This is a genomic window from Roseateles sp. P4_D2 (assembly GCF_056401875.1).
This window is the reverse complement of sequence record NZ_JBFUIM010000006.1, coordinates 169,697-196,471: the sequence shown is the minus strand read 5'-3', so window position 1 is coordinate 196,471 and position 26,775 is coordinate 169,697. Positions and strand designations below refer to the sequence as shown.

General features: G+C 67.1%; 26 protein-coding genes. 12 read left to right on the top strand and 14 right to left on the bottom strand.

Going from position 1 to position 26,775, the window contains the following annotated elements; translation table 11 throughout:
* Positions 1–98: 98 nt before the first annotated feature.
* The 7 genes from AC1DW0_RS12845 to AC1DW0_RS12815 form a co-directional block, all read right to left on the bottom strand.
* The gene (locus AC1DW0_RS12845) at positions 99–749 is read right to left on the bottom strand and encodes a hypothetical protein (RefSeq protein WP_477946210.1); all 651 of its coding nucleotides are present in this window, start codon (positions 747–749) and stop codon (positions 99–101) included.
* A 14-nt stretch (positions 750–763) separates the two neighbouring features.
* Entirely contained in the window at positions 764–1,684 is a 921-nt protein-coding gene (locus AC1DW0_RS12840) for an IS1595 family transposase (protein ID WP_477946208.1), read from the bottom strand.
* A 214-nt stretch (positions 1,685–1,898) separates the two neighbouring features.
* Complete coding sequence (trxC, locus tag AC1DW0_RS12835; RefSeq protein WP_477946206.1) at positions 1,899–2,321, bottom strand: thioredoxin TrxC; 423 nt, start codon at positions 2,319–2,321, stop codon at positions 1,899–1,901.
* A 134-nt stretch (positions 2,322–2,455) separates the two neighbouring features.
* Positions 2,456–2,890: a universal stress protein gene (locus AC1DW0_RS12830; RefSeq protein WP_477946204.1), complete on the bottom strand. Its 435-nt coding sequence runs from the start codon at positions 2,888–2,890 to the stop codon at positions 2,456–2,458.
* A gap of 91 nt (positions 2,891–2,981) precedes the next feature.
* Positions 2,982–3,806: a sulfurtransferase gene (locus AC1DW0_RS12825; protein ID WP_477946202.1), complete on the bottom strand. Its 825-nt coding sequence runs from the start codon at positions 3,804–3,806 to the stop codon at positions 2,982–2,984.
* A gap of 118 nt (positions 3,807–3,924) precedes the next feature.
* Positions 3,925–4,827, bottom strand: a complete 903-nt coding sequence (locus AC1DW0_RS12820; protein WP_477946200.1) for a DMT family transporter — start codon at positions 4,825–4,827, stop codon at positions 3,925–3,927.
* The gene (locus AC1DW0_RS12815) at positions 4,827–5,939 is read right to left on the bottom strand and encodes an aromatic ring-hydroxylating oxygenase subunit alpha (protein WP_477946198.1); all 1,113 of its coding nucleotides are present in this window, start codon (positions 5,937–5,939) and stop codon (positions 4,827–4,829) included. The genes AC1DW0_RS12820 and AC1DW0_RS12815 overlap by 1 nt, the downstream gene beginning before the upstream one ends.
* Positions 5,940–6,173: 234 nt before the next feature.
* Between AC1DW0_RS12815 and xseB the strand changes: the two genes are divergently transcribed.
* From xseB to dxs, 3 genes are read left to right on the top strand one after another with little or no spacing between them, the layout of a single operon-like run.
* Positions 6,174–6,434: an exodeoxyribonuclease VII small subunit gene (xseB, locus tag AC1DW0_RS12810; RefSeq protein ID WP_056198557.1), complete on the top strand. Its 261-nt coding sequence runs from the start codon at positions 6,174–6,176 to the stop codon at positions 6,432–6,434.
* The gene (locus AC1DW0_RS12805; RefSeq protein WP_477946196.1) at positions 6,431–7,318 is read left to right on the top strand and encodes a polyprenyl synthetase family protein; all 888 of its coding nucleotides are present in this window, start codon (positions 6,431–6,433) and stop codon (positions 7,316–7,318) included. The genes xseB and AC1DW0_RS12805 overlap by 4 nt, the downstream gene beginning before the upstream one ends.
* A gap of 11 nt (positions 7,319–7,329) precedes the next feature.
* Positions 7,330–9,222: a 1-deoxy-D-xylulose-5-phosphate synthase gene (gene dxs, locus AC1DW0_RS12800; protein WP_477946195.1), complete on the top strand. Its 1,893-nt coding sequence runs from the start codon at positions 7,330–7,332 to the stop codon at positions 9,220–9,222.
* Here dxs and AC1DW0_RS12795 read toward each other — a convergent pair.
* Positions 9,173–10,078, bottom strand: a complete 906-nt coding sequence (locus AC1DW0_RS12795) for a LysR family transcriptional regulator (RefSeq protein WP_477946193.1) — start codon at positions 10,076–10,078, stop codon at positions 9,173–9,175. The genes dxs and AC1DW0_RS12795 overlap by 50 nt on opposite strands.
* A 70-nt stretch (positions 10,079–10,148) precedes the next feature.
* Between AC1DW0_RS12795 and lysA the strand changes: the two genes are divergently transcribed.
* The 5 genes from lysA (at position 10,149) to AC1DW0_RS12770 (ending at position 16,317) form a co-directional block, all read left to right on the top strand.
* A complete protein-coding gene (gene lysA, locus AC1DW0_RS12790) occupies positions 10,149–11,384 on the top strand; it encodes a diaminopimelate decarboxylase (protein WP_477946191.1) in 1,236 nt (411 codons plus the stop codon).
* Positions 11,385–11,432: 48 nt separating this feature from the next.
* Positions 11,433–12,563 (top strand): HD domain-containing phosphohydrolase, encoded by a 1,131-nt coding sequence (locus AC1DW0_RS12785; protein ID WP_056198541.1) that lies wholly within the window; start codon positions 11,433–11,435, stop codon positions 12,561–12,563.
* A 272-nt stretch (positions 12,564–12,835) separates the two neighbouring features.
* Positions 12,836–13,399, top strand: a complete 564-nt coding sequence (gene ahpC, locus AC1DW0_RS12780; protein WP_056198538.1) for an alkyl hydroperoxide reductase subunit C — start codon at positions 12,836–12,838, stop codon at positions 13,397–13,399.
* Positions 13,400–13,539: 140 nt separating this feature from the next.
* Positions 13,540–15,096 (top strand): alkyl hydroperoxide reductase subunit F, encoded by a 1,557-nt coding sequence (gene ahpF, locus AC1DW0_RS12775; protein ID WP_477946189.1) that lies wholly within the window; start codon positions 13,540–13,542, stop codon positions 15,094–15,096.
* 57 nt (positions 15,097–15,153) lie between these two features.
* A complete protein-coding gene (locus AC1DW0_RS12770) occupies positions 15,154–16,317 on the top strand; it encodes a hypothetical protein (RefSeq protein ID WP_457325235.1) in 1,164 nt (387 codons plus the stop codon).
* On the opposite strand, the gene rarD is transcribed toward AC1DW0_RS12770, so the two are convergent.
* Positions 16,247–17,113, bottom strand: coding sequence for an EamA family transporter RarD (rarD, locus tag AC1DW0_RS12765; RefSeq protein WP_457325236.1), 867 nt, complete (start codon positions 17,111–17,113; stop codon positions 16,247–16,249). The genes AC1DW0_RS12770 and rarD overlap by 71 nt on opposite strands.
* Positions 17,114–17,202: 89 nt before the next feature.
* Between rarD and AC1DW0_RS12760 the strand changes: the two genes are divergently transcribed.
* Positions 17,203–17,472: a MoaD/ThiS family protein gene (locus AC1DW0_RS12760; RefSeq protein WP_056198526.1), complete on the top strand. Its 270-nt coding sequence runs from the start codon at positions 17,203–17,205 to the stop codon at positions 17,470–17,472.
* A 3-nt stretch (positions 17,473–17,475) separates the two neighbouring features.
* Positions 17,476–18,546 carry a WD40/YVTN/BNR-like repeat-containing protein gene (locus AC1DW0_RS12755; RefSeq protein WP_457349490.1) on the top strand — a complete coding sequence of 357 codons (1,071 nt, stop codon included), beginning with the start codon at positions 17,476–17,478 and terminating at the stop codon, positions 18,544–18,546.
* On the opposite strand, the gene AC1DW0_RS12750 is transcribed toward AC1DW0_RS12755, so the two are convergent.
* A complete protein-coding gene (locus AC1DW0_RS12750; protein WP_457326030.1) occupies positions 18,547–19,413 on the bottom strand; it encodes an ADP-polyphosphate phosphotransferase in 867 nt (288 codons plus the stop codon).
* Between the two features lie 98 nt (positions 19,414–19,511).
* Here AC1DW0_RS12750 and AC1DW0_RS12745 point away from each other — a divergent pair, with 98 nt between their 5' ends.
* A complete protein-coding gene (locus tag AC1DW0_RS12745) occupies positions 19,512–21,443 on the top strand; it encodes a CocE/NonD family hydrolase (RefSeq protein ID WP_477946186.1) in 1,932 nt (643 codons plus the stop codon).
* A gap of 53 nt (positions 21,444–21,496) precedes the next feature.
* The gene (locus tag AC1DW0_RS12740; RefSeq protein WP_056198513.1) at positions 21,497–22,243 is read left to right on the top strand and encodes a substrate-binding periplasmic protein; all 747 of its coding nucleotides are present in this window, start codon (positions 21,497–21,499) and stop codon (positions 22,241–22,243) included.
* A 31-nt stretch (positions 22,244–22,274) separates the two neighbouring features.
* Here the strand turns inward: AC1DW0_RS12740 and AC1DW0_RS12735 are convergent, their stop codons facing one another.
* The 4 genes from AC1DW0_RS12735 to AC1DW0_RS12720 all read right to left on the bottom strand — a co-directional run bounded on the left by AC1DW0_RS12735 (position 22,275) and on the right by AC1DW0_RS12720 (position 26,741).
* The gene (locus AC1DW0_RS12735) at positions 22,275–23,273 is read right to left on the bottom strand and encodes a zinc-dependent alcohol dehydrogenase family protein (protein ID WP_457324180.1); all 999 of its coding nucleotides are present in this window, start codon (positions 23,271–23,273) and stop codon (positions 22,275–22,277) included.
* Between the two features lie 80 nt (positions 23,274–23,353).
* The gene (locus tag AC1DW0_RS12730) at positions 23,354–24,058 is read right to left on the bottom strand and encodes a pseudouridine synthase (RefSeq protein ID WP_477946184.1); all 705 of its coding nucleotides are present in this window, start codon (positions 24,056–24,058) and stop codon (positions 23,354–23,356) included.
* The gene (locus tag AC1DW0_RS12725; protein ID WP_477946182.1) at positions 24,055–24,456 is read right to left on the bottom strand and encodes a YchJ family protein; all 402 of its coding nucleotides are present in this window, start codon (positions 24,454–24,456) and stop codon (positions 24,055–24,057) included. Before AC1DW0_RS12725 ends, AC1DW0_RS12730 begins: the two co-directional genes overlap by 4 nt.
* The gene (locus tag AC1DW0_RS12720) at positions 24,372–26,741 is read right to left on the bottom strand and encodes a putative bifunctional diguanylate cyclase/phosphodiesterase (protein ID WP_477946181.1); all 2,370 of its coding nucleotides are present in this window, start codon (positions 26,739–26,741) and stop codon (positions 24,372–24,374) included. The genes AC1DW0_RS12725 and AC1DW0_RS12720 overlap by 85 nt, the downstream gene beginning before the upstream one ends.
* Between the last annotated feature and the right edge of the window lie 34 nt (positions 26,742–26,775).

Below are 26,775 nucleotides of genomic sequence, written 5' to 3'. Positions count from 1 at the left end.
CTTCTTCACGGGCGCCGGTTTCGCAGTCTTTGGCTGCGGTGGAGTCTTGAGCATGCGTCGCAGCACTTCGTCTTCGAGTGGTAGTGGCTTGGTGGCTGTCATGTCTTCTCCTTCGGTGAAGGTTTCGCGAGCGATGGTGAACTCGGCACTTCAAGTGCTGCGCGCATCCGGGCTCTTAAGTCGCGAATCGATGGCGGACGAATTGGTAGTCCGGGATATGCTGGCGTCTGCTCTGGGTGCCCGCGCATCTTGTCGAGCAATGAAATCAGACGCATAAACGTGTCCAGAAACTGAAGCCTGATGTACTCAAGATCCCGGATTCCAATGGCTTCAGTCGGAGGGCTAAGTCTCGACTCCCTGTTGTCTTTCAGCATCCACGGGACCAGCACCGTGCGCCTCGCGATTTCGTCTGCCAGTGTGTAGTACGTCGTATGCCAGTGCGCCAGTTTGTTCCTGTGCCTGCTTGATGCGCGTACGTTGTTGATGACGGACTTGAACTCCGCCTGGTGTGCATCAATGTGCCGTGACTCTTGGAATACCGCCTCCGCGTAGTCGCATTTGGAGCGGAAGTTCTCTATCGCAGCTAGCCCGTGCATCGCCATGGCCGCTTCTGCTCTTGGGAAGCACTCCGCAACGACATAGCCAAGGATTTGTTCTACGGATGACCATTGGCTTGTTGCAAGCCCCAGTTGATAGAAGAACAAAACCTGATCCGGCTTTGGCGTGCTGACGCTAACTCGGATCGCCATTGCGAACCCCTTTCTTAGCCCGCGTGAGTCCGCCGATAGGTCAGGCGCTTGCCGCTCACGTTGCGCAGCAGTTCGGCGGCGCGCTGGCTGTCGTCATAGCCGCAGGCCTGACGGGTGTTCCAACGGAAGTCGAACTCGGTGGCGTAGCGCTGAAGGTGCTGCTCGCTGACAGCGTGGAAGGTGCCATGCAGGCCGCGCTTCAGCAGGGCGAAGCTGGACTCGGCGCTATTGGTCGTGACGGCACCGCGGCTGTATTCACCCTTGCTGTGGTTGACCGTCTCATGTGACGAGAACTCGCGGCCGATCTTCGTGTACAGCTTGGACTCGTCCGTCATGAGGCGGGCTTGCTTGGCAACCTGGGCCATCAGGACGGGACGCAGGGTCTTGGCCGTCACATCGGGCATGTGGAAGGAGCGCTTCTGGCCGTCGCGCTCGACGAGCGAAACGATCTTCATCTTGTGGTCGCCACCGCGAGCGCCTTTGGCTTGCTTGCCGACGTTGCCCCAATAGGTCTCGTCCACTTCAACCGGGGCGCTGCCGCCGCCGAGAGTGCCTTCGGGCTCGATGTTCATTGCCTCGCGGATGCGGTGCGACATGAACCACGCGGTTTTGTAGCTGACGCCCAGCATGCGCTCAAGCTGCTTGCTGCTAATGCCCTTCTTGGAAGCGCACATCAGGTGCGTGGCATAGACCCACTTGTGCAGCGGCACCTTGCTGGACTCAAAAACGGTGCCGACCGTGACGCTGAACTGCGAACGGCAGTCGCCGCAGAACATCAGGCCGGGACGGTGCGCCTTGCCATTCAGGCGGCTATTGCGCTCGGTGCCGCCGCAGTGAGGGCACACCGGGCCATTCGGCCACAGCAGGCTTTCAAGGTGCTCGCGCGCAGCGTCTTCATCGTTGAATCGCGGCAGGGTGTGGATTGCGTCGGCCATGTGTTCGCTCCGGGAATGAGCGAACTTTGCGCCTTCAGTCTGCGTTTGTCAAGTACATACTTCCGAAATTTTAAGCCCGCAACGCTTGCAATCGCACTAGATCGCCTTCGTGTCCCGCCCGCGCAGAATGGAGTTGCCCTGACCTGCGACCGCACCCGCGCCAAGGCAATAGAGAAGAATCCTCACAACCTCAAGCTCAGCTAAGGGTGCGACGTTACGGCAGGGTGCCGTCCACCCATGCGCCCAGTTGCGCAGCCGTCATCGCACCGCTCTGCCGCCCAACCTCACGGCCGCCAACGAACAGCACCGTCGTCGGGATGCTGCGGATCTGCAGGCTGGCGCTGGTGCGCTGCGCTGCATCGCTGTCCACCTTGACGAAGCGGATGTCCGGCCGGTTGGCGGCGAGTTGCTCGAAGTGCGGCGCATAGGAGCGGCAGGGTCCGCACCAGGCGGCCCAGAAGTCCACCAGCACCGGCGCCTCGGTGCCCTGGAGGTAGGGGCCCAGGTCTGCATCACCCAGGGCCACCGGCTTGCGCGGCGCAACGGGCCCACCACAACGCCCGCAGGTGGGATCGTCGGCGAGGCGTTCGTCGGGCACGCGGTTGCGGGTTCCACACTGGGGGCAGACGAGCAGCATGGGGTGAATTTAGTCCACGAGACTGGGTGCGGCTGCGTGCGCGCCGCCGCATGCCCGCGTAGGCCTCGCCTGACAGCGGAGGCTCAATGACAAGCCTGGGTGCAGTTCAGTGCCACCTCAAAACCGCTCGACGCTTATTTGACGATGAGCACCGGCGTTTCGATATGCGACAACACCTTCTGCGCCTCGCTGCCCAGCAGCAGGGCCGCAAAGCCCTTGCGGCCGTGCGAGGCCATGACGATGAGGTCGACGTTCTCAGTCTTGGCGTGGTCGACGATGGCTTCCCAGGCGTGCAGGGCTTCGGTGGTGTGCCCACGGCAGGACAGGCCCTGTGCCGCTGCTGCCGCGCTGACGGCCTCGACGCGCTGGGTGGCAACGCGCAGTTGCGCGTCGATGAACTCCTGCGGCGGCACGGGCTGGATCTCGGAGACGGCGCTGTAGGGGAAGGGCTCCATGACGCTGAGCGTCAACAGCTGGGCGCCGTGAATCTTGGCGAGCTGGATGGCGGTGTCCACCGCGTGGGCGGTGATGTCGGAGCCGTCAGTGGGGACAAGGATGCGCTTGAACATTCGGTCCTCCAGTCGTTACGAAGAACCACAGTGTGGCCGATCAGGCGCCGGAATGCTTGTCGGAGATCAAGCCTTTGCTCATCCCCTTGGCCTAACCTTTAGCGATAGGGCGGGCCGGGTCTGACGACCATTCGCTCCAGGAACCGGGGTAGAGCAGGCTGTCGCCCAGGCCGGCGTGGGACATGGCCAACAGGTTGTGACAGGCGGTGACGCCGGAGCCGCATTGCTGGACCACCGCGCCGGCACTGTGCGGTGCCAGCAAGGGCTGGAATTCGGCACGCAGTTGGGCCGCAGGCTTGAAGCGGCCGTCGGCGCCGAGGTTGTCCTTGAAAAAGCGGTTGCTGGCGCCGGGGATGTGGCCGGCGGCCTTGTCCAGCGGCTCGACCTCGCCGCGGAAGCGCTCGGCGGCGCGGGCGTCGATGAGGCGGACGTTGCCGAGCTTCTTGAGCAGCGTCGCTGCGTCGATCTGGCCGACCAGCGGCTGGCCGGGTTGCCAGTCGGTCGGCGTGGCAGTTGGGACATCCGCCGTCATTTCGCCGTCCCAGGCGCCGTCGAGCACGGCCACCTCGGCGTGGCCCAGCCAGCGCAGCATCCACCAGATGTGGGCGGCGTAGGGGCCGCCCTGGCGGTCATAGGCGACAACCTGGCGGCCGGCGCTCATGCCCAGGCGGCGTATCAGCGCGGCGAAGGCCTCGCGCTCGGGCAGCGGGTGGCGGCCACGGAAGGACCCGTCGGGGCCGGCCTTGTCGCCGCAGAGGTCGCGGTCCAGGTGCAGGTAGAAGGCGCCAGGGATGTGGCCGGCCGCGTAGGCGCGCTCGCCAGCGTCGGTGTCGGCGAGGTCGAAGCTGCCTTCGAGGATCAGCGGGTTCGAGAGCGCGCGGAGTTCGGTGGTGGAAATCAAGGTCGTGAACGACATGTCGAAGCTTCCAGTGTGGTGACTTACCCAGTGACTGCCGCGGAACCGGCTTTGCTGGGCCGCTGGCAGTGCCCCCTTGAGGGGGCGCGCGAAGCGCGTAGGGGGTGGGCCAGTCCCTTCATGACTCAGCAGGGTTGAACTGGCTGTCTTTTGGCGGCGGGGCGACCTTGGAGCGCAGCAGCGTCGCCGCAAGGCCGGCGCCGATGATGAGCAGCATGCCGAAGGTGGCATGCCAGGTCAGCGGGTCCTTGAACAGCAGCATGCCGTAGATGAAGGAGAAGACGATGCCCAGGTATTGCAGGCAGGCGTTCACCAGCGGGCGGCCGATGGAGTAGGCGCGTGTCAGGCACACCTGGGCGGTGGTGGCCAGCACGCCGACGGCGAGGAGCAGGAAGGCGCCCCACAGCGTGTGGCTTTGCAGGCCGCCCTGGGTGACAGCCGTGATGACGGCGCCAGCCACGCAGCCGCCGACCGAGAAGTAGAAGACGATGCGCAACTCGGGCTCGCCGACGCGGCCCAGGGCCGTGACCTGCAGATAGGCCATCGCGGCGATCATGCCCGACAGCAGGCCGGCCAGGCCGTACCAGAGCTGCTGCTGGTCCAGCGTCGGGCGCAGGATCAACGCGACGCCGACGAAGCCCAGCAGCACGGAGGCCATCAGCCGCCAGTCCAGGCGCTGGGCGCCCATCAGCACCGCACCGCCGAGCAGGAAGAGGGCCATCCAGACCGAGGACATGTAGTTCAGCGTCATCGCCGTGGCCAGCGGCAGGTGGCTGATGGCGTAGAACCACAGGCACAGCGAGGTGACGCCGGAGATGCTGCGCCATAGGTGCATGCCGGGCAGGCGCGTCTTGAGGCTGATGCCCTGGCGGCGCGTCAGCAGGGCCATCATCACGGAGCCGACGAGGCCGCGGTACATGACGATCTCGCTGGCCGCATAGAACTCGCTGGCCAGCTTGACGCAGACGCCCATGGTGGCGAACAACAGCGTCGCCGCGACCATGAGCACCGAGGCTGGCATCAGAGAGGCGCGCCGATCTCGTTCCGGAACCATTCATGGAAGTGCTGCATGCCGTCTTCCATCGGGCTTTGATAGGGGCCGGTCTCGTTGTCGCCACGCATCATCAGCGCCTTGCGGCCGGCATCCATGCGTTCGGCAATCTCGTCGTCCTCCACGCAGGTTTCCATGTAGGCGGCCTGGTGGGCTTCGACGAAATCTCGCTCGAAGGCAGCGATCTCCTCGGGGTAGTAGAACTCGACGAGATTGACGGTCTTCTGCGGCGACATCGGGTGCAGCGTCGACACGACCAGCACATGCGGGTACCACTCCACCATGATGTGCGGGTAGTAGGTCAGCCAGATCGCGCCGGCCTCGGGCGGGCGGCCCTCGCGGAACTTCAGCAGTTGGTCGTGCCAGCGCTGGTAGACCGGCGAGCCGGGGCGCTCCAGGTCCTTGTGCACGCCGACGGTCTGCACCGAGTGGTGCTTGCCGAACTCCCAGGCCAGGTCGTCGCAGCTGACGAAGCCGCCCAGGCCGGGGTGGAAGGGGCCGACGTGGTAGTCCTCTAGGTAGACCTCGATGAAGGTCTTCCAGTTGTAGTTGCACTCGTGGACCTGGACCTTGTCGAGCACATAGCCGGTGAAGTCCAGCTGGGCGCGCGGGCCCAATTGGCTGAGCTCCGCCGCCACATCATGGCCGTTGTCCTCGAACAGCAGGCCGTTCCATTCCCGCAGCGGGTAGCGGTTCAGGTTCAGGCAGGGGTCTTCGGCAAAGTGGGGCGCACCGATCAATTCGCCCTGATGTGAATATGTCCAGCGGTGCAGCGGGCAGACGATATTGGCCTGGGTGTTGCCGCGGCCCTTGAGCATCAGCGCCTGGCGGTGGCGGCAGACGTTGGAGATCAGCTCTATCCCCTGGCTTGAGCGCACCAATGCCCGGCCCTCGCCCTCCTGCGGCAGGGCGTAGTGGTCACCGATTTCGGGGACGGCCAGTGCATGGCCGACGTAGCGGGGCCCTCGCTGGAAGATGCTGGCCTGCTCGCGCTGGAACAGATCGGGGTCGAAATAGGCGCTCACCGGGAGCTGGGTCTGGCTGCGTGTGAGCGCCGAGACGGGAAGACTCAGGTCGGACATGATCCAGGCGGGTCTTTCAGGCGGGTAGAGGTGCTGCGTCCCTCCGGCGCATCTCGGGGCTGCCGAGTCGGCCAGGTTGCTAGGTGTGGAAAGGGGGCTCGAGGCCGCGCGCGTGCGCGCTCGAGCGAGAGGTCCGGGATTCTACGCATGCCCGCGTCCTCCGTTCGACGGTTACGTCCGCAGGCACCAAGCTGAGGAAGCCCGCTGACTACAATTGCTGTTTCGCGTTTTGAAATGACCAAGTCCTCTCCCCGCACCAAGGCCGCCTCGAGCGACGGCGATGCCGACCTCAGCTACGAGCAGGCGCTCGACGAGCTGGAGCGCATGGTGGCGGCCATGGAGGGGCAACAGCTGCCGCTGGACCAACTTCTGCACAGCTACAAGCGGGGCGCCGAGTTGCTGGCTCTGTGCCGCGGGCGGCTGCAGGCGGTGGAACAGCAGGTCAAGCTGCTGGACGGCGCCGAACTGAAGGCCTGGGAGGGCCCCGAATCTTGAATGCACAGGACTTTGACCGCTGGGTGCAGGCGTCTTTGAACGCCTTCGAAGCGGCGCTGGATGATCTCGTGCCCGCTGCCGCGCCCGCAGGCCTCGGCGAGGCGATGCGCTATGCGGTGCTGGGCGGTGGCAAGCGCCTGCGCCCGCTGTTGGTGCTGGCGAGTTGCGCGGCCGTGGGCGGCGACAGCTTTGCGGCCATGCGCGCAGCCTGCTCGGTCGAGCTCATCCACGCCTATTCGCTGGTGCATGACGACATGCCCTGCATGGACAACGACGTCATGCGCCGCGGCAAGCCGACGACGCACGTCGCCTTCGGCGAAGCCCAGGCCATGCTGGCGGGCGACGCGATGCAGGCCCTCGCCTTCGAGGTGCTGACGCCGGACACGGGCATTGCTCCCGCCCTGCAGGCACGGTTGTGCTCGCTGCTGGCCCGCTCGGCCGGCCACGACGGCATGGCCGGCGGCCAGGCCATCGACCTGGCCAGCATTGGCAAGCGACTGGACGAAACCACGCTACGCGACATGCACCGCCGCAAGACTGGTGTGCTGCTGCAGGCCAGCGTTCTGATGGGCGCGGCCTGCGGGGCGGTGTCGACGCAGGCGACCCAGTCGCTGTCCGACTACGGCGCGGCGCTCGGCCTGGCCTTCCAGGTTGTCGACGACATCCTCGACGTGACCCAGGATTCCGAAGTGCTGGGCAAGACGGCCGGCAAGGACCAGGATGCCAACAAGCCGACCTACGTCAGCGTGCTCGGCCTGAACGCCGCGCGCGCCCTGGCTCAAGCGCTGCGCGCCGAAGCCAAGGCGGCCCTGGCCGCCAGTGGCCTGGCCGATGTGAGCCACCTCAGCCTGCTGGCCGACTCCGTTGTAGAGCGGGACAACTAAAGAGGACCGCCATGGAATACACGCTGCTCAAAGGCATCGACAGCCCGGCCGACCTGCGCCGCCTGCCGCGCACCGAACTGCGCAAGCTGGCCGACGAGGTGCGCGCCTTCGTGCTGGAGAGCGTCTCCAAGACCGGCGGCCACCTCGGCTCCAACCTTGGAACGGTCGAGCTGACCGTGGCCCTGCACTACGTCTTCAACACGCCGGACGACAGGCTGGTGTGGGACGTGGGCCATCAGACCTATCCGCACAAGGTGCTGACCGGCCGGCGTGACCGCATGCCGGGCCTGCGCCAGATCGGTGGCATCAGCGGCTTCCCGCGCCGTGACGAGAGCGAGTACGACACCTTTGGCACCGGCCATTCGTCGACCAGCATCTCCGCGGCCCACGGCATGGCCATGGCCTTCAAGCTCAAGGGCGAGGACCGCCGGGCCGTGGCCATCATCGGCGACGGCTCGATGACGGCCGGCATGGCCTTCGAGGCGCTGAACAACGCCGGCGTGGCCCATGGTGGCCTGATGGGCGACCTGCTCGTCATCCTGAACGACAACGACATGTCCATCAGCCCGCCGGTCGGTGCGCTGAACAAATACCTCGCGCGCCTGATGAGCGGCAGCTTCTACGCCGCCGCCCGCGAAAGCGCCAAGAGCGTGTTGAAGAACACGCCGCTCTACGAGTTCGCGCGCAAGTTCGAGGAGCACACCAAGGGCATGGTCGTGCCGGGCACCATCTTCGAGGAGTTCGGCTTCAACTATGTCGGCCCCATCGACGGACACGACCTGGACTCGCTGATCCCGACACTCGAGAACCTGCGCGAGAAGAAGGGCCCGCAGTTCCTGCACATCGTCACCAAGAAGGGTGCAGGCTACAAGCTGGCCGAGAACGACCCGGTCAAGTACCACGCGGCCTCCGGCAAGTTCGACCCGGCGGTGGGCTTCGTCAAGCCGGCCACGCCGCCCAAGACGACCTTCACGCAGGTCTTTGGCGACTGGCTGTGCGACATGGCCGAAGCCGACCCGCGCCTCGTGGGCATCACGCCCGCGATGCGCGAGGGCTCGGGCATGGTCGAGTTCCACAAGCGCTTCCCGCAGCGCTATCACGACGTCGGCATCGCCGAGCAGCACTCGGTCACCTTCGCCGCGGGCCTGGCCTGCGAAGGCATCAAGCCGGTCGTCGCAATCTATTCGACCTTCCTGCAGCGCGCCTATGACCAACTGATCCATGACGTCGCCATCCAGAACCTGCCCGTGCTGTTCGCGCTGGACCGCGCCGGCCTGGTGGGCGCTGACGGCGCCACGCATGCCGGCAACTACGACATCGCCTACACGCGCTGCATCCCCAACATGGCCGTGCTGACGCCGGCCGATGAAGACGAATGCCGCCAGGCGCTGTATACCGGCTTCATGCACAACGGGCCGGTGACGGTGCGCTATCCGCGCGGCGCGGGCGTTGGCGTCGTGCCTGTCAAAGCCATGACGGCCCAGGCCTGGGGCAAGGGTGAAGTGCGTCGGCAGGGCCAGCGCATCGCGATCCTGGCCTTTGGCACGCTGCTCTATCCCGCGTTGGAAGTGGCCGAGCGCCTGGACGCGACGGTCGCCAACATGCGCTTCGTCAAGCCGCTGGATGCTGAGCTCGTTGCCGAACTGGCGCGCACGCATGACGCCATCGTCACCGTCGAGGATGGCTGCATCATGGGCGGCGCCGGCAGCGCCGTCGTCGAGGCGTTGAACGCCGCCGGCCTCGGCGTGCCGGTGCTGCAGCTCGGCCTGCCCGACGAGTTCGTCGAGCACGGCGACCCGGCCAAGCTGATGAGCCTGTGTGGCCTGGACGCCGCCGGCATCGAGGCCAGCATCGTCAAGCGCTTCGGGACGAAGCCGACGGTCGTGCGCGCCGCAGCGCGCTGAGCAGGTCTTCGATCAAGGGCTGCGCCGGCCGATGCAGCGGGATCAGTGCGCTGACCCGGTAGGGAATCGACACCGACAGTGGCCGCACGACCAGGTCGGATCCCGCACAGGCCGCTGCCGTCAGCGGGTTCACGATGGCCACGCCCAGCCCGGTCCGCACCAGTTCGCAAACGGCCACGGCGCTGTGCGTCTGCACGCGCAAACGGCGCTGGATGCCCGCGGCATCGAAGCGCGCATCGATCTCGCGCCGATAGGGGTCGTCCTCGGCGAGGCTGATGAAGTGCTGGCCTGCGAAATCCTTCAACGCCAGCCGCTTGCGCGACGCTAGTGCGTGGTCGGCCGGCAGCACAGCCACTTCGTCCGCCTCCAGCACCGGCTCGACACGCACGCCGGGCAGGGGTGTCGCCTGCTCGGCCAAGCCGAGATCGAAGCGCTGCTCGCTGATCCAGGCGTCCAGAAGCGGTGGTTCGGCCGGCGTGATGGACACGCGTGCCGACGGGTTGGCGGCCAGTAATTGCTGCAGGGCAGCCGGCAACAGCGCGTGGCTCAACGCGGGCAGGCTCAGCAGACTCAGCTCCGCATCTTCCGACCGCCCCAGCGCCTCCGCCCGTTCGATCACGCGCGCCAGGCCCTGGAAGCTGCGCTCCACCTCGTCGAACAGCGCACGTGCCCTCGCCGTCGCCTTGAGCCGGCCGCGCTCGCGCTCGAACAGGGCATAGCCCAGCAGTTGCTCCAGGCGGGCGAGGTCGCGGCTCAGGGTCGGCTGCGAGGTGTGCAGCAGCGCGGCGGCGCCGGTGACGCTGCCCGCCGTCATGACAGCGCGGAAGACTTCGATGTGGCGGTGCTGAATATCCATATCAGGATTGAATTGTCGCTGCACAAATTTCAATTTGATTGAATGGGTCGCCGCGGGCATGCTTCGATCCATGACCAAGCCCCTTCCTGCCGCCCTGAACCCCGCCCGCCTGCAAGCTCTCGCCGCCGGGCACGGCACGCCGCTGTGGGTCTATGACGCCGCCACCATCCGCGAGCGCGCCGCGTCGCTGAAGCGCTTCGACGTCGTGCGCTTTGCGCAGAAGGCCTGCTCCAACATCCACGTCCTGAAGCTGCTGCGCGAGGCTGGCGTCAAGGTCGACTCGGTGTCGCGCGGCGAGATCCTGCGCGCGCTGGCGGCAGGCTACGAAGCTGGTGGTGACGAGATCGTCTTCACCGCCGACCTGTTGGACCACGCCACGCTGGCAACGGTTGTCGAGCACCGCATCCCTGTGAACGCCGGCTCCATCGACATGCTCGATCAGCTCGGCGCCGCTTCGCCCGGCCATGCTGTCTGGCTGCGCATCAACCCGGGCTTCGGCCATGGCCACAGCCACAAGACCAACACCGGCGGCGAGCACAGCAAGCACGGCATCTGGCATGCCGATCTGGGCGCCGCGCTGGCGGCCATCCGCCGCCATGGGCTCAAGCTGGTCGGCCTGCACATGCACATTGGTTCGGGCGTGGACTACGAGCATCTGGCCCAGGTCGGCCAGGCCATGGTCGGCCTGGTGTGCGAAACGGTCGCGGCCGGGCATGACCTGCACGCGATCTCGGCCGGCGGTGGCCTGTCGATTCCCTACCGCGATGGCGATGCGCGCATCGACGTGGCTCACTACTTCGGCCTGTGGGACGCCGCACGCCGCGAGGCCGAGGCGCTGGTGGGTCACGCGCTGAAGCTGGAGATCGAGCCTGGCCGCTACCTCGTCGCCGAAAGCGCCGTGCTTCTGGCCGAGGTGAGGGCAGTCAAGAACTCGGGCGCCAACCGCTTCGTGCTGGTGGACGCCGGCTTCAACGAGTTGATGCGCCCGGCCATGTACGGCGCCTTCCATGCCATGAGCCTGCTCGGCGCCAGCGGCCCCGAGCAGCCCACCGTCGTGGCCGGCCCGTTGTGCGAGTCCGGCGATGTGTTCACGCAAGGCCCCGGCGGCGAGGTGCTGACGCGCGACCTGCCGGCAGCAAGCGTTGGCGACCTGCTCGTCATCCACGACGCGGGTGCCTATGGCGCCTCCATGTCCAGCAACTACAACAGTCGGCCGCTGGCGGCCGAGGTGCTGGTCGACGGCGACACCAGTCGCCTGATCCGCCGTCGCCAGACTGTCGAGGAGCTGCTGGCGCTGGAAACCTGAGCGTTTCTCCGCTGCGGCGGCGCGTGCAAGTCCGGAGATCATCCGGCCATGAAACTCGTCCCCATCCAGCAGGTTGCCGGTCACATCAAGGCCGGGGCGCCCCTGCCTTTCGGGGTGCGTGATGCCGAGGGCAAGCTGCTGCTGGCCAAGGGCCAGCCGGTGCCCAACGAGCAGATGCGCGAGGCGCTGCTGAACCGCGGCGTGTTCGTCGACATGGAGGAAGTGCGCGACGCCTCGGCGCGCAGCAGCGATGGCGGTGCGGGCAGCGAGGACTTCTTCGGCCGCTGGGAGGCGATGCAGACGCGCTTGTCCGTACTGCTGCGCACGCCGCAGGAAACCCTCTTCCTGCCGCGTGTCAAGGAATGCGCCGGCCAGCTGATCGCCTGGACCGAGCGTTTCCCTGACCAACTGCTCTTCGTCGTCATCCAGCACGACCACAGCCGCCACGAGGTCTACGGCCTGGCCCATTTGCTGCACACGGCCGCTGTCGCCGCGCTGCTGGCGCGCCGCCTCTCATGGACGCCGGAGCGCCAGAAGAGCCTCGTTGGCGCCGCGCTGACGATGAATCTCTCCATCATCGACCTGCAGGGGCGCCTGGCCTCGCGCGGCGGCAAGCTGCTGCCGCCCCAGCGCGCTGCCATCGACCGCCATCCTGACGAAGCCGTGGCCTGGCTGCGCAACGCCGGCCTGGACGATGCGCAATGGCTGGCTGCGGTGGCCCAGCACCATGAGCAGCCGGGCGGCGGTGGCTATCCGCAAGGCTTGGCCGAGCCCGACGAGGCGGCCCAGCTGCTGCGCCTCGTTGACATCTTCCTGGCCAAGCTTGCCAGCCGCGGCGGCCGCGCAGGCATGCCGGCACCGCAGGCGGCCAAGTCGCTCTACACCGGCAGCAATGGCCATCCCTTTGCAGCGCTGCTGGTCAAGGAGGTCGGCATGTTCCCGCCCGGCACCCTGGTCAAGCTCGCCAGCGGCGAGATCGCGGTGGCGGTGCGCCGCGGTACATCAGGCAACACTCCCATCGTCAGCGCCGTTATGAATCGTCATGGGGATGCCTTAGGCTCTCCAGTCAGGCGTGACACGGCGGTGGCCGAGCATGCGATCACGGGTCTGGTGGCCGCGCAGGTGCTGCGCGTGAAGCTCAGCCCGCACCAGCTCTACGACCGCCGCTACGAAGCCTGAAACGCTGCCCCTCGTCCAGACCAGTCCGGCTGGACGCGGGCTGGTCTGGTCGGTCCCCCGAGGGGACGGCGATGCTTGGCGGGTTGGCCGCCAAGCACATCGCCGGACCGGGCCGGCTTGGGAGCGGCCCGGCGCTCGGCCCGCCAGGCCGGGTGGGGCGGTGATCAATAGCCTGACTCAATAGCGCCGATTTGATAAATGTTTTCTACTGAAAACTCATCTTCGATATAGTTCTACCTATCCCATCAACCAGCGCCCTACGGAGCTTTCGAATGTCCCTGATCAACACCCAAGTCCAGCCTTTCAAGACCGAAGCCTTCCACAACGGCAAGTTCATCACCGTTAGCGACGAAACCCTGAAGGGCAAGTGGTCCGTGCTGATCTTCATGCCGGCCGCTTTCACGTTCAACTGCCCGACCGAAGTCGAAGACGCGGCCGACAGCTACGCCGAGTTCCAGAAGATGGGCGCCGAGGTCTACATCGTCACGACTGACACCCACTTCTCGCACAAGGTGTGGCACGAGACCTCGCCGGCCGTCGGCAAGGCCAAGTTCCCGCTGGTGGGCGACCCGACCCACACGCTGACCAATGCCTTCGGCGTGCACATCCCCGAAGAAGGCCTGGCACTGCGCGGCACCTTCGTCATCAACCCGGACGGCGTCATCAAGACCGCCGAGATCCACTCCAACGAGATCGCCCGTGACGTGTCGGAAACGCTGCGCAAGCTGAAGGCTGCACAGTACACCGCCGCCCACCCCGGCCAGGTCTGCCCAGCCAAGTGGAAGGAAGGCGCTGCCACGATCGCCCCGAGCCTGGATCTCGTCGGCAAGATCTAAACAGCCATGCTGTTCGTCAGGAACCCGGGAGGGTTCCTGCCTTCTGCAGAACCAGACAGGTTCTGCTGAAAGGGCCTCCGGCATCGGGGACCCTTTCAGCAGTGGCCCGCCCCGCCACGCCTCACTGAAAGGACACCACCATGTTGGACGCCGCACTCAAGACCCAGCTCCAGGGCTACCTGGACCACGTCAAGCTCCCCTTCGAAATCATTGCTTCGTTGGACAACTCCAAGTCCAGCGACGAGATGCGCGAGCTGCTCGAAGAGATCGCCGGCATGCACGACAAGATCTCGCTGCGTACCGACGGTGTCGACACCCGCACGCCGTCGTTCCTGCTTCGCCGCACGGGCACCGAGCAATCGCTGCGCTTTGCCGCCATCCCGCTGGGCCATGAGTTCACGTCGTTGGTGCTCGCGCTGCTCTGGACCGGCGGTCATCCGCCGAAGGTCGAGCAGGCGCAGATCGACGCCGTCAAGGCGCTGGACCTGGATCTCGACTTCGAGATCTACATGAGCCTGACCTGCCACAACTGCCCGGACGTCGTGCAGGCGCTGTCGCTGATGGCCATCGTCAACCCGCGCATCCGCACCACCGTCATCGACGGCGGCCTGTTCCAGAGCGAGGTCGAGGCGCGTGACATCATGGCCGTGCCGGCCGTGTGGCTGAACGGCCAGCCTTTTGCCTCGGGCCGCATGTCGCTCGAGGAGATCGTCGCCAAGCTCGACACCGGTGCGGCCGTGCGCGACGCGAAGAAGCTGGATGCCGAGGAGCCCTACGACATGCTCATCATCGGCGGCGGCCCGGCCGGCGCTGCAGCGGCCGTGTACGCAGCGCGCAAGGGCATCCGCACCGGCGTCGCCGCCGAGCGCTTCGGCGGCCAGGTCAACGACACGCTGGGCATCGAGAACTACATCTCCGTCTCCGTGACCGACGGCCCCAAGTTCGCCGCCGCGCTGGAAGGCCACGTCAAGGACTACCAGGTCGACATCCACAACCTGCAGCGCGCCGAGAAGCTGACGCCGGCCGCGCAGCCGGGTGGCTACGTCGAAGTGGAACTGGCCAACGGCGCCAAGCTCAAGGGCAAGACCGTCATCCTGTCCACCGGCGCGCGCTGGCGCAACGTCGGCGTGCCCGGCGAAGCCGAGTACAAGAACAAGGGCGTGGCCTACTGCCCGCACTGCGACGGCCCGCTGTTCAAGGGCAAGCCGGTCGCCGTCATTGGCGGCGGCAACTCGGGAGTCGAGGCGGCCATCGATCTGGCTGGCATCGTCAAGCATGTGACGCTCGTCGAGTTCGGCGCCGAACTGCGTGCCGATGCGGTGCTGGTCAAGAAGCTGCAGAGCCTGCCCAACGTGACCATCATCGTGAACGCGCAGACGACGGAATTCACGGGTGGCAGCAACGGCAAGCTCGACGGCCTGAACTACACCGACCGCATCAGCGGCGAAAGCAAGCGTGTCGAAGTGGAAGGCTGCTTCGTGCAGATCGGCCTGGTGCCCAACACCGAGTGGCTGCGCGGCACGCTGGAGCTCAGCAAGCATGGCGAGATCATCGTGGACGCCAAGGGCGCCACCTCGCTGCCCGGCGTGTTCGCCGCCGGTGATGTGACGACCGTGCCCTTCAAGCAGATCATCATCGCCGCCGGCGATGGTGCGAAGGCGGCGCTGGGGGCCTTTGACTTCCTGATGCGCAGCTAACGCTGGCCCACCTAGACTTCCCTCCCAGCGCCCGGCAAGCGGCGCAAGGGAGGTCACATGAAGGGATGGGCGTTCTGGTTACCCCTGGCGTTGCAGCTGGGGCTGGTGGCTTGGCTTGGCTGGTTGGTGCACAGAGTGCGCCTCGGCAAGCAGAGGCAGGACGCCCTGCTGGACGAACTGGCGCCTGGAGAGGGATGTCGCTGGTTCCGCATTCAGGTGTCGCGGCCCGAGGCCTTCGCCCGGCGGCTGAAATGGTTGCCCTTCGAGGGCTCCGGCCTGTTGCTGGATACGGGTGATGCCGTGCGCGTCGTTGCCCATCTTTGGGATGGCGAGCGGCTAGATCGGCTCATGTCCAAGGCAGCGCTGCAGATCGAGTGGGCCGGCGGCAACGCCCTGAGTAACCCTGTCCACTGGCTCCGTTTGAAGGGCCGCGGTGACGAGCTGATGGTGGCCGCCGACGTGGGCATGAATGCCCATGCCTCGCGCGACGGCACGGCCGACCTGTTCCGGGCCCTGCTGCCCGGCAAGCCTTTGCCGCCGTTAGCGATGGGAGGCTTCGCGCTCGACAAGAACCGGGCCTCGGCGATCGCCACCGGCGTGCTGCTGGCGTTGTTGATATTCGCCGGTGTCGACGCCATGGCCAATGACCATGAACTGCTGTCCGAAACGCCGTTTGCCGTCGTACCGCTGTTTGGCGACCTGGCGGTCCTGCCGCTGATAGGCGTTCTGTTGGCGTTGCCTCTGTTTCCCGTCCTGCGTCGACATCATGTACCGATGGCCGAGTCGGCAGGGGTGACGTTCCTGATGATCATTGCCATGGCGATTGCCGCGGTTCCCTTCGCCAAGCGCCTGGACCAGACGCTGGCTCCCGCCGCCCAGTCCGCGGCCTATCGGCTGGTGGGCGCCACATCGCTGCAGCCCGTGCAGCCAGGCTTGCCAGCGCTGCAATTTCCGGAGCTGAAGGAATATTGGGCTCAGTTCGAGCGAGGCTCCGAGCACTCGTTCATGCTGGTTCATGGCCCGCTGGGCCTGTGGCAGCTCGACCGCGGTCCCCTGAACGAGAAGACGCGTGACTTCTATGCCAATGGGGCCAAGGCTTCGGCAAAGCCGGCTGCCTCGGCACCCATCGCGCCGGGAAACGAGCAGCTCGTCAAACCGCGCGCGGACGCCACGCCAGCCGCAAGCCATCCAGCGAGTACAGAGCCAACGCCGCCCAGATGAAGCCGAAGGCGATGAGGCGGCTCGCGTCCATGGGCTCGTGGAACAGGAACACCCCCAGCAGGAACTGCAGCGACGGCGACACGTACTGAACAACGCCCAGCGTCGCCAGCGGGAGGCGCCGTGCGCCGGCCGCGAACAGCAACAGGCTGCCGGCCGTGACCGGGCCGGTGCCGATCAGCCAGGCCCAGTCCACGGCCGTCTGGCCAGCCATGCTGCCGTCCTGTGACCACCAGATCAGCCCACCCGCGGCCAGCGGCGCGAGGATGAGGGTCTCCAGCGTCAGGCCTTCGATGGCACCCAGCTTTGCCGTCTTGCGCATCAGGCCATAGAGACCAAAGCTCACCGCCAGCACCAGAGCCACCCAGGGCAGCTTGCCGCCGGCCACCGTCAGCCACAGCACGCCAAAGGCCGCCAACCCCACGGCCAGCCACTGGATGGGCCGCGGCCGTTCGTGCAGCACCGCAAAGCCCAGCGCGACGTTGACCAGCGGGTTGATGAAGTAGCCCAGGCTGGCGTCGATGACATGGCCATGGCCGACGGCCCAGACATAGGTCAGCCAGTTGATGGCGATCAGCGTGGCCGACAGTGCAAAGCGCCGCCAGGTCGCCGCGCTGACGTCCTTCAGCCAGGACAGATTGCGCGTCACCAGCAGCACGACGGCCACGAAGGCCAGCGACCACAACGTGCGGTGGGCCACGATCTGCAGCGCGGGGATGGAAGCGATCTGGCGGAAGTAGAGCGGGAACAACCCCCAGCTCAGATAGGCGCCGAGGGCGAAGAGGACACCGGAATTCATCGGCCGCATTCTGTCCGTGCGGGTAAGCCCGGGGATATTTGAGGGATACGAGGTCGTCGAATTCGATGGCCGTCGTTCGTCGTGCATCCATGGCCCTTGTCGAATTCACCCCCCAACTGCGCCGCTTCGTGGACGCGCCTTCCTGCCAATGCGAGGCGTCCACGCTGGGCGAAGCCCTGCATGCCGCCTTTGCCGAGCAGCCGCGGCTGCGGGGCTACATCCTCGACGAGCAGGGCCATCTGCGCGTCAACGTGGTCGTCTTCATCGACGGCAAACGGGCGCGCGACCTGCGCGGCCTGAGCGACCCGCTGCGGTCGGACAGTCGCATCCATGTCCTGCAAGCACTCTCTGGAGGTTGAACCATGACTGACCGCGCCTGGGCCGCGACCCGCAAAGGCCTTTTCGAGCTGCGCCGCCGTGGCAGCACCTGGCATATCGAGAACCTCAGCTTCGTGGCCGACCCGGTCACCATGCTGCTGCCGCCCGACGCCTCGGGCTTCATGCTGGCAGGGCTCAACCTGGGCCACTTCGGCGCCAAGCTGCAGGCGAGCGACGACGCCGGCAAGACATGGCACGAGGTGTCGGCGCCGAGCTTCCCGGCGCAGCCCGAGGGCGCCGAAGGGCCGGCCTGGAAGCTGGAACAGGTGTTCTCGCTGGAACGCTCGGGCGACGTGATCTGGTGCGGCAGCATTCCCGGCGGGCTGTTCGTCAGCCGCGACCGCGGCGAGAGCTGGCAGCTCAGCGAAGCTTTGTGGATGGACCCGCGCCGCCTGCAGTGGATGGGCGGCGGCAACCCGGCGCCGGCCTTGCACTCGATCTGCCCGCATCCATCGAACGCCGACGAGCTGCTGGTGGGCGTGTCCTGCGGCGGCGCCTGGCGCACCACCGATGGCGGCAGCAGCTGGGGCTTGCGCGCCAAGGGTATGCGGGCCGACTTCATGCCGCCCGAACTGGCCGGCGACGAGAACTCGCAGGACCCGCACCTGATCACCCGCTGCCGTGCCGAGCCCGATGTGCTCTGGTGCCAGCACCACTGCGGCATCTTCCGCAGCAGCGACAACGGCGCGACCTGGGAAGAGCTGCAGGCCCAGCCGTCGAGCTTTGGGTTTGCCGTCGCCGCGCATCCGGCCGACTCGCAGACGGCCTGGTTCGTGCCCGCGGTCAAGGACGAACGCCGCATCCCGGTGGATGGAGCTTTGTGCGTGACCCGCACCCGCGACGGCGGCAAGAGCTTTGACGTGTTGCGTGCCGGCCTGCCGCAGCAGCATTGCTACGACCTGATCTACCGCCACGGCCTGGCGGTGGACGACGCGGGTGAGCAGTTGATGATGGGCTCGACGACCGGCGGCCTGTGGGCGAGCGGCGACGCGGGCGACAGCTGGCAGGCCGTGTCGGCCCACCTGCCGCCCGTCTACGCCGTCAAGTTCGGCTGATCACGCCTTCAGCCGCTTGCGGATCGCCGCCAGCTCGACGGCGTCGAGGGTGGGCTCGGGGTAGCTCATCTTCAGCGCCGTGAGCGTGTCGACAATGACCTGGGACACGATCAGGCGTGCGTTGCGCTTGTCGTCCGCCGGCACGACATGCCAGGGCGCCTCTTCGCTGCTGGTCGCGCCCAACGCTTCGCCGTAGGCCTGCATGTATTTGGGCCAGAGCTCGCGCTCGGCCATGTCGTCGGCGGTGAACTTCCAGTTCTTGGCTGGGTCTTCCAGCCGCGCCAGGAAGCGCTGGCGCTGTTCCTCCTTGGACAGGTGCAGGAAGAACTTCAGCACCCGCGTGCCGTTGCGGTGCAGGTGCTGCTCCAGGTTGTTGATGGAGGCATAACGATCCGACCAGATCGCCGGCGCACGCGTCGTCTCCTTGGGCAGGGACTGGGCCTTCAGGATCTCCGGGTGCACGCGCACGATCAACACCTCCTCGTAGTAGGAGCGGTTGAAGATGCCGATGCGCCCGCGCTCGGGCAGGCACTGCGTGGTGCGCCACAGGAAGTCGTGATCCAGCTCCTGGGCGCTGGGATGCTTGAAGCTGAACACCTGGCAGCCCTGCGGGTTCACGCCCGACATCACATGCTTGATGACGCCGTCCTTGCCCGCCGCGTCCATGGCCTGGAAGACCAGCAGCAGCGAGTAGCGGTTGTGCGCATACAGCAGGTTCTGCAACTCGCTGAGCCGCTCGACCTGGGCGCCCAGCCGCTGTTCGTAGTCGCCCTTGTCGCTGTACAGCGGGTCGACGGCCGTGGCCCAGTGCTTGAGCTTGACCTTCTGGCCCGACGCGACCCGGTAGGTGTTCGTGTCAATCTTCATGGCGGAGCCTCCCGCAGCTGGCGATCCGCCAGCCTAACGCCGCCGTCCATCCGGTCGGTGTCAGACTTCGCCCCTCCTTCAACCCGCCGTTGCCGACGATGCTGCTGTTGCGCGCCTCCTTCCTGTTGCTGCTGGGCCTGACCGGCCTGGCGGTCCAAGCCGCCGACGAGGAGAACAAGCCGCCGGCCTACGAGCCGCGCGAGCACTACACCAAGTACGAGTACCGCGTGCCGGTGCGCGACGGCAGGAAGCTCTTCACCGCCGTCTATGTGCCCAAGGACCAGAGCCGGCGCTACCCCTTCCTGATGGTGCGCACGCCTTATGGCTGCGGGCCCTACGGCGTGGACCGCGATGGCATCAAGGGCCTCGCGCCGAACGAGGAGTTCCTGAAGGCCGGCTACATCTTTGTCTGCCAGGACGTGCGCGGCCGCAACATGTCGGAAGGCGAGTTCATCGAGATGACGCCGCACAAGCCCGTCAAGAAGAGCGTGGCTGACGTCGATGAAAGCTCTGACACCCACGACAGCGTGCAGTGGCTGCTGGACCGCATTTCCGGCAACAACGGCCGCGTCGGCCTCTGGGGCGTGTCCTACCCGGGCTTCTACACCTCGGCCTCCATCATCGACTCGCATCCGGCCATCAAGGCCGCGTCGCCGCAGGCGCCCATTGCCGACCTCTTCAAGGGCGACGACAGCTATCACGGTGGGGCCTTCATGCTGGCGGCCAACTTCGGCTTCTACACCGGCTTCAAGCCGCAGCAGGCACCGGTGCCGCCGCCCAAGCAATGGCCGCAGTTCGACTGGGGCACGCTGGACGGCTACGAGTTCTACCTGCAGCACGGCAACCTCGACGCGCTGGCGCAGCGGCTGGCCAAGGATGGCGGCCCCAACCCCTACTTCGACGTGCAGATCGAGCATGACCGCTACGACGAGTTCTGGAAGTCCCGCGCCATCACGCCGCATCTGAAGAACATCCGCGCCGCCGTGTTGACGGTGGGCGGCTGGTTCGACGCCGAGGACCTGGCCGGCCCGCTGGCCACCTTCCACGCGATCGCTGGGCAGAGCCCCGCCACCGACAACCGCCTCGTCATGGGCCCCTGGGTGCATGGCGGCTGGGTCGGCGCGCCGGGGCGGCAGCTGGGCCGCGTGCAGTTCCAGCAGCCCACCGCGGAGCAGTTCCAGAAGGAGGTGCTGCTGCCCTTCTTCGAGCAGCATCTGCGAGAGGTCGCACCCAAGGCACCCATTGCGAAGGCCACCGTCTTCGAGACCGGCACCAACGTCTGGCGCCGCTACGACGCCTGGCCGCCCAGGCAAGCGCAGGCCCGCACCCTCTACTTCGCACCCGGCGGCAAGCTCAGCTTTGCGCCGCCCGACGCGACCGAGCCCGCTTTCGATGCCTGGGTCAGTGACCCCAACAAGCCCGTGCCCTACATCGGCTATGCGAGCTTGGGCGTGCCGCAGGAATACATGGTCAGCGACCAGCGCTTTGCGGCCACCCGGCCGGACGTGCTGACCTTCCGCAGCGACGTGCTGGAGGAGGACATCACCATCGTCGGCCCCATCGTCGCGCGCCTGTTCGCCTCGACGACGGGCAGCGACGCCGACTGGGTCGTCAAGCTCATCGACGTCTACCCCGCCGAACTGGAGGAGGAGGCCGCGAAGAAGCGCAAGCCGCGCACCGAGGACGTCGAACCGCCCGAGGCACCGCTCGGTGGCTACCAGCAGCTGGTGCGCGGCGACCCGTTGCGCGGGCGCTTTCGCAACAGCTTCGAGGCGCCCGAGGCCATGGTGCCGGGCCGCGTCGAAGAGCTGCGCGTTGGGCTGCAGGACATCAACCACAGCTTTCGCCGCGGCCACCGCATCATGGTGCAGGTTCAGAGCAGCTGGTTCCCGCTCATCGATCGCAACCCGCAGACCTTCGTGCCCATCCGCAGCGCGAAGCCCGAGGACTTCCAGGCCGCGACGCAGAAGCTCTACCGCTGGCGCGGCCAGGCCTCGGGGCTGGACATCAGGGTGCTGGAGCCGCACTGATGCCACCGTGCGGGACTATCCTCAGTCGCTAGCCGCCAAGGACCAGAGCCGAGATGTTCCGACGACTGCTGCTTGCGCTGATGCTGTTCACGCCGCTGCTGGCCCAGGCGGCCTGCACGCGGCCGTTGCGCGTGCCCTTTGAGGACTGGCGGCCCTATTCCTTCATGGCCGACGGCCATCACACCGGCCTGGAGACCGAGTTGCTGGCCGCCGTGGCCAAGGAGGCCGGCTGCCGTGTCAGCTATGTGCGCGAAGTGCCGCGCAACCGCCGCCTGCCCATGCTGCTCGCCGGCCAACTCGATGTGCTGATCGCTGCGACGCCGCGCGCTGACGCCGCCTGGTACACGCGGCCCTATCGCGACGAGGTGCTGGGCGTGTTCATGCGTGCCGACGAGGCCCGCATGGACGTGCATTCGCTGGATGAACTGCTGCGCGCCAACCTGCGCCTCGTCACCCACCGCGGGCCGGCCCTGGTGCCCATCATCAACGACTTCAAGGCCCATGGCCTGCTGACCTGGTTCGAGGAGTACGCCAAGGGCGTGCAGCTGATGCAGATCGGCCGCGGCGACGTGCTGCTCGGCGACAGCGTCGCCATCGCCTTTGCCGCGCGTGCCGCCGACGTGCCTCTCATCGAGCTGCCCATCCACCTGCTGCGCGACCCCGTCACCTACAAGCTCAGCCGCAAGTCGCTGACCGAGGCCGACCTGCGCGCCTTCAACCAGGCCATCCAACGCCTGGAGTCGCGTGGTGAGCTGCAGCGCATCCGCGCGCGCTGGCTGGGCTCGGTGCCGAGACGCTAGAGGACGGTGTCCGCCGCGGCTCAGTGGGGACTCAATGCCTGGGCACGACAAGGATCTTGCCGTCGCGCTCGCCGGTTGCGGCCGCGGCAATCGCCTCCTTGATTTGCTCGACGGGATAGGTCGCGTGGATGCGCGCCTTCAGTTGGCCGGTGGCGATCAGCTTGGTCAGCTCGCCATAAAGCGCCATCTGCGCCTCGCGCGATGCGACGCGGAACCACTTGGCCAGCCAGAAGCCCCGCAGCGTCAGGTCGTTGAAGACGAAGGACTGCGGCGACACCACGCAAGGCTCGCCGCTCATCAGCCCGTAATTGACGACGGTGCCGCCCTCGGCGACGCAACTCGCCAGCCGGTTGGTCGCCTTGCCGCCGACGGCGTCGATGCCCAGGCGGATAGGCGCGCCCGACACGGCCTCCTTGACGCGCTTGGCCAGGTCGTCGCCATCCACCAGCACCACATCGCCGCCGTCCGCCTTCACGACCGCTGCCGCGCCCTCGCGCCGCACGATGTTGACGGTGCGCAGGCCGCGCAGCTTGGCGAGCTGCGTGAGGTAGCCGCCCACGCCCGAGTTGGCGACGTTCTGGATGACCCAGTCGCCCGGCTGCAGCGTGACGAACTCCGACAGCATCAGCGAGGCCGTGGCCGGGTTGACGGTCAGCATGGACAACTGCTGCGCATCGGCGCCAGCGGGCAGGGGCACCAGGCGCTTGGCGTCGGCGACGAGATGGCTGGCCCAGGTGCCGCTGCCGGCGGGCAGCAGAACCGTCTGGCCCGCACTCAGATGAGTCACACCCTCGCCGACGGCCACAACGCGGCCCACGCCCTCGCTGCCGCCCACTGCCGGCAGCGGCGGCAGGATGCCGTAGCCACCGGTCAGCATCAGCACGTCCGACGGGTTGATGGGTGCGGCCAGCACAGCAACCAGAGCCTGGCCCGCGCCGGGCGCGGGCGGCTCGAAGGGCAGGGCCCCGATGACGTCCTGCGGCACCGGCCCGCGTTGTTCGTATTGCGCCTTGATGCCCTGGATCGTCATGCCGGTCTCCTGCTATTGGATGGAACGGTCGATTCTCAGCCCGCCCGGGGCGTCGCGGCATCGCCGACGCGACAGGGGCTTCAATCAGTCCAGTCCCTGTCAATGCCGGGCCAGGTGGCGCCCGGTTGCGCCAGCAATTGCAGTGGCGATCCAGTGACCGGGTGAACCAGAGTCAGCTCGCGCGCATGCAGCCACAGCCGCTGTGTGCCCAGGAATGCTGCGACAGCTCGATTGAGCGGCCCCTTGCCATGCGTCGCATCGCCGAGGATGGGATGGGCGATGTGCTTCAGATGGCGGCGGATCTGATGGCGGCGGCCTTGCAACGGTTCGGCTTCGAGCAGGGCGACGCGGGTGGTGGGGAAGCGCGGGTCGGTGGCCAGTGCCCACTCGATGCGCTCCAGCACGCGCCAGCGGGTCTGCGCCGCCAGCATTGTCTGCCCCGCCGACGGCTGCTCAGGGTCGCGCGCCAGCGGATGGTCGATGAGGCCGGCGTCTTCCTGCGGCCAGCCACGTGCAAGCGCGAGGTAGCTCTTTTGCATCAGCCCCTGCTCGAACATCGCGCCGAGCAGCGAAGCAACCTCTGTTGACAGCGCAAATAGCAGCACGCCCGAGGTGCCGCGGTCCAGGCGATGCGCGGGCCAGACGGTGCGGCCGAGCTGGTCGCGCAGCAGCTGCAGCGCGGCCTCATCCTCGTGGGCCGCGAGCTGGGTGCGGTGCACCAGCAGGCCGGCCGGCTTGTCGATGGCGACCAGGTGCTCGTCCTGATAAAGCAGGGTCAGAGTCAATTTTTAAGGTCGCCGCTCAGTTCGCCGTCCAGATAGAACCACGCGCCGTTCTCGCGCACGAAGCGGCTGACTTCATGCAGCCGATGCGCCCGGCCGCCGAGCTTGCTGCGTGCGACGAACTCGACGCTGCCGTGGTCGGCGTCCTGCATCGCGGCACGCTTCACGTCCAGACCCAGCCATTTCAGCCCCGGCTCGGGCGCCTCCAACTCGGCAGGGCGCGTGCTTGCATGCCAGCTCGCCAGCAGATAGTCGCGCAGGTCCAGCACGAAGGCCGAGTAGCGCGAGCGCATCAGCGCTTCGGGCGTGGCTGCGGTCAGGCCCTGGCCAGCCTCAAAGGCCTTGTGCAGGGCGCCGCAGCAGTGGGCATAGGCGGCACGGCGACCGCAGGGGCAGGGCATGGAGGTTTCCATGCCGGCACTCTAGCGGGGGTATCAGCGGCCGAGCGGCCGTCGGGAAAAGACTCGATGAGCCTTGGCAAAGGCAGGGGCCGGCCGAGCAGATAGCCCTGGCCAAAGGCGCAGCCGCATTGGCCCAGCACTTCGAGCTGGTCTGCGCTCTCGATGCCCTCGGCAATGACCTCGAGCTGCAGGTGCCGGCCGAGGTCGACGATGGTCTGGGCAATGGCGCGGTCACGCTCGCCCGTGGCCAGGTCGCGCACGAAGCTGCGATCGATCTTCAGCGAGCTGATGGGCAGGCTCTTCAGCATGGCCAGCGATGAGTGCCCCATGCCGAAGTCGTCCAGCGAGATCTCGAAGCCGATCTCGCGCAGCTGGTGCATGACGCGCCTGACCTGCTCGGGCTGGCGCATCAGCATGCCCTCGGTGAGCTCCAGCACCACCTGCGAGGCCGGCACTTCGAGCCCGGTCGATATGGCGCCGAGCATCTCGGGCAGGGCGCTGCTCGTGAACTCGGACGCCGCCATGTTGACGTGGACCTTGAGCTTCTGCAGTGCGCTGCCCTTGAGAGAGGCCAGGTCGCGCAGGGCCTGGCCCAGCACCCAGCGGCCGATGTCGACGATGAGGTCGCTCTGCTCGGCAATCGGAATGAATACGTCCGGCGGCACCGTCGTGCCATCGGGCTTTTGCCAGCGGATCAGCGCCTCCACGCCATGCAGCGCGCCGGTGGCGATGTCGACGATGGGCTGGTAGACCAGGCGCAACTGCCCGGTCTGCAGCGCCTCGTGCAGCTCGGTCTCGATGGACAGGCGCTGCGCCAGCTTGGCGCGCTGCTGGGCCAGGGTGTCGGGGCTGCTGGTCGAGAAGACATTGCTGCCGTTGCGGCCGTTCTGCTTGACGCGGTACATGGCCGCGTCGGCGCTGCGCAGCAGCTCGGGGCCGGTCTGGCCGTTCTCGGGAAAGCGGCTGACGCCAATGCTGGCCGACACGGTCAGCGCCACACCCTCGTAGCTGATGGGGCGGCTGGCGGCGGCAAGCACGGCATCGGCCAGGGCCGCCAGCGCCTGCTCGTCGCCGCTGTCAGGCACCAGCACCGCAAACTCGTCGCCGCCCAGGCGGCCGACGCGGGCTGGCGGCGGCGCCAGCTCGCGCAGCCGCTGCGCAAATGCCTGCAGCACCGCATTGCCGGCCTCGTGGCCGAAGGCGTCGTTGATGGGCTTGAAACGGTCCAGATCGATGAACATCAGCGCAAAGCGGCGACCCTGTCGGTGGCTCAGAGCGCAATGGCGATTCAGCTGGGCGTAAAAGTGGGCGCGGTTGTCCAGCTCGGTCATCTCGTCGATCTGGGCCAGGCGGTGGATGACGGCCTCGGTCTCCAGGCGTTGGGCGGTCTGGGCGATCAGCGCGCCGATGGTGGCCGAGACCTTGGGCAGCTGCGCCTCGGGCTGGCGGGCCAGGCTGCTGTAGAACTCCAGCACGCCGGGGCGGTGGCGTTCGCCGTTGTCCGACACATAGGTGACCGGGAACACATAGCCCGACCACAGCCCGCACATCTGCGCGCTGCCACGGCGCAGGAAGCGCGGGTCGGTGCTCATGTCCTCCACCCACTCGGCGCTGCCCGTGGCCCAGACACGGCCGACCAGGCCCTCGCCGGGCGCCATCTTCAGTGTCGAGCTCACCGCGCTGAATTGTTCGAGCCGGGCGTCGGGTTGGTGCCAGAAGTGCCGGCAATGCAGGCGGCCGCCGCCGTCCTCCATGTTCCAGTAGGCGCCCCATTCCCAGCCGAGGTTGCGGCAGATCAGCTGGATGACGTTGCTGATCGCATCCTCCAGCGTGTGGGTGCCGATCAGGTATTCCGTCAACGCATAGCCCAGGCGCTCGCGCACGGCCGCGTGGGTGAGGGCGGTCACGTCCTGCAGCAGGCCGTGGCGCCAGCGAGGGTGCGCCGGGTCGGGGGGCAGTGGCGTCACGCGCAGCCAGCGCAGGCCGCGGGCCAGGCCGATGACGCGGATATCCAGTGGGAGCTGGGGCTGGGCGCCGGTCCAGAGCCGGATCAATTCCGGCAGATCGTCCTCGACGACATGGCCCAGGCAGACGCCCAGGCCGCTGGCCGAACGGGTCGGCATTTCCAGGTATTCGGCCGCCGTGGGTGACAGATGGGTGACGCCGGTCTGCGGGTCGTACCACCATTGGCCGAAGCCGGCGGCCTGTTCCAGGTGCTGAGGGCAGGCGGCAACGGGTGCGGGAAGTTGTCGCGGCGGCCCGAACTGCGTGGATGCGGCCGGCATGCTGACTTCCCGATTGCTTGTCATGGGCGGTCAC

What these genes read in the sequence shown, in the direction of transcription:
- AC1DW0_RS12845 (WP_477946210.1), bottom strand. Translation starts at nt 749, where the DNA reads ATGGCGATCCGAGTTAGCGTCAGCACGCCAAAGCCGGATCAGGTTTTG.
- AC1DW0_RS12840 (WP_477946208.1), bottom strand. Translation starts at nt 1,684, where the DNA reads ATGGCCGACGCAATCCACACCCTGCCGCGATTCAACGATGAAGACGCT.
- trxC (WP_477946206.1), bottom strand. Translation starts at nt 2,321, where the DNA reads ATGCTGCTCGTCTGCCCCCAGTGTGGAACCCGCAACCGCGTGCCCGAC.
- AC1DW0_RS12830 (WP_477946204.1), bottom strand. Translation starts at nt 2,890, where the DNA reads ATGTTCAAGCGCATCCTTGTCCCCACTGACGGCTCCGACATCACCGCC.
- AC1DW0_RS12825 (WP_477946202.1), bottom strand. Translation starts at nt 3,806, where the DNA reads ATGTCGTTCACGACCTTGATTTCCACCACCGAACTCCGCGCGCTCTCG.
- AC1DW0_RS12820 (WP_477946200.1), bottom strand. Translation starts at nt 4,827, where the DNA reads ATGCCAGCCTCGGTGCTCATGGTCGCGGCGACGCTGTTGTTCGCCACC.
- AC1DW0_RS12815 (WP_477946198.1), bottom strand. Translation starts at nt 5,939, where the DNA reads ATGTCCGACCTGAGTCTTCCCGTCTCGGCGCTCACACGCAGCCAGACC.
- xseB (WP_056198557.1), top strand. Translation starts at nt 6,174, where the DNA reads ATGACCAAGTCCTCTCCCCGCACCAAGGCCGCCTCGAGCGACGGCGAT.
- dxs (WP_477946195.1), top strand. Translation starts at nt 7,330, where the DNA reads ATGGAATACACGCTGCTCAAAGGCATCGACAGCCCGGCCGACCTGCGC.
- AC1DW0_RS12795 (WP_477946193.1), bottom strand. Translation starts at nt 10,078, where the DNA reads ATGGATATTCAGCACCGCCACATCGAAGTCTTCCGCGCTGTCATGACG.
- lysA (WP_477946191.1), top strand. Translation starts at nt 10,149, where the DNA reads ATGACCAAGCCCCTTCCTGCCGCCCTGAACCCCGCCCGCCTGCAAGCT.
- AC1DW0_RS12785 (WP_056198541.1), top strand. Translation starts at nt 11,433, where the DNA reads ATGAAACTCGTCCCCATCCAGCAGGTTGCCGGTCACATCAAGGCCGGG.
- ahpC (WP_056198538.1), top strand. Translation starts at nt 12,836, where the DNA reads ATGTCCCTGATCAACACCCAAGTCCAGCCTTTCAAGACCGAAGCCTTC.
- ahpF (WP_477946189.1), top strand. Translation starts at nt 13,540, where the DNA reads ATGTTGGACGCCGCACTCAAGACCCAGCTCCAGGGCTACCTGGACCAC.
- AC1DW0_RS12770 (WP_457325235.1), top strand. Translation starts at nt 15,154, where the DNA reads ATGAAGGGATGGGCGTTCTGGTTACCCCTGGCGTTGCAGCTGGGGCTG.
- rarD (WP_457325236.1), bottom strand. Translation starts at nt 17,113, where the DNA reads ATGAATTCCGGTGTCCTCTTCGCCCTCGGCGCCTATCTGAGCTGGGGG.
- AC1DW0_RS12760 (WP_056198526.1), top strand. Translation starts at nt 17,203, where the DNA reads ATGGCCCTTGTCGAATTCACCCCCCAACTGCGCCGCTTCGTGGACGCG.
- AC1DW0_RS12755 (WP_457349490.1), top strand. Translation starts at nt 17,476, where the DNA reads ATGACTGACCGCGCCTGGGCCGCGACCCGCAAAGGCCTTTTCGAGCTG.
- AC1DW0_RS12750 (WP_457326030.1), bottom strand. Translation starts at nt 19,413, where the DNA reads ATGAAGATTGACACGAACACCTACCGGGTCGCGTCGGGCCAGAAGGTC.
- AC1DW0_RS12745 (WP_477946186.1), top strand. Translation starts at nt 19,512, where the DNA reads ATGCTGCTGTTGCGCGCCTCCTTCCTGTTGCTGCTGGGCCTGACCGGC.
- AC1DW0_RS12740 (WP_056198513.1), top strand. Translation starts at nt 21,497, where the DNA reads ATGTTCCGACGACTGCTGCTTGCGCTGATGCTGTTCACGCCGCTGCTG.
- AC1DW0_RS12735 (WP_457324180.1), bottom strand. Translation starts at nt 23,273, where the DNA reads ATGACGATCCAGGGCATCAAGGCGCAATACGAACAACGCGGGCCGGTG.
- AC1DW0_RS12725 (WP_477946182.1), bottom strand. Translation starts at nt 24,456, where the DNA reads ATGCCCTGCCCCTGCGGTCGCCGTGCCGCCTATGCCCACTGCTGCGGC.
- AC1DW0_RS12720 (WP_477946181.1), bottom strand. Translation starts at nt 26,741, where the DNA reads ATGCCGGCCGCATCCACGCAGTTCGGGCCGCCGCGACAACTTCCCGCA.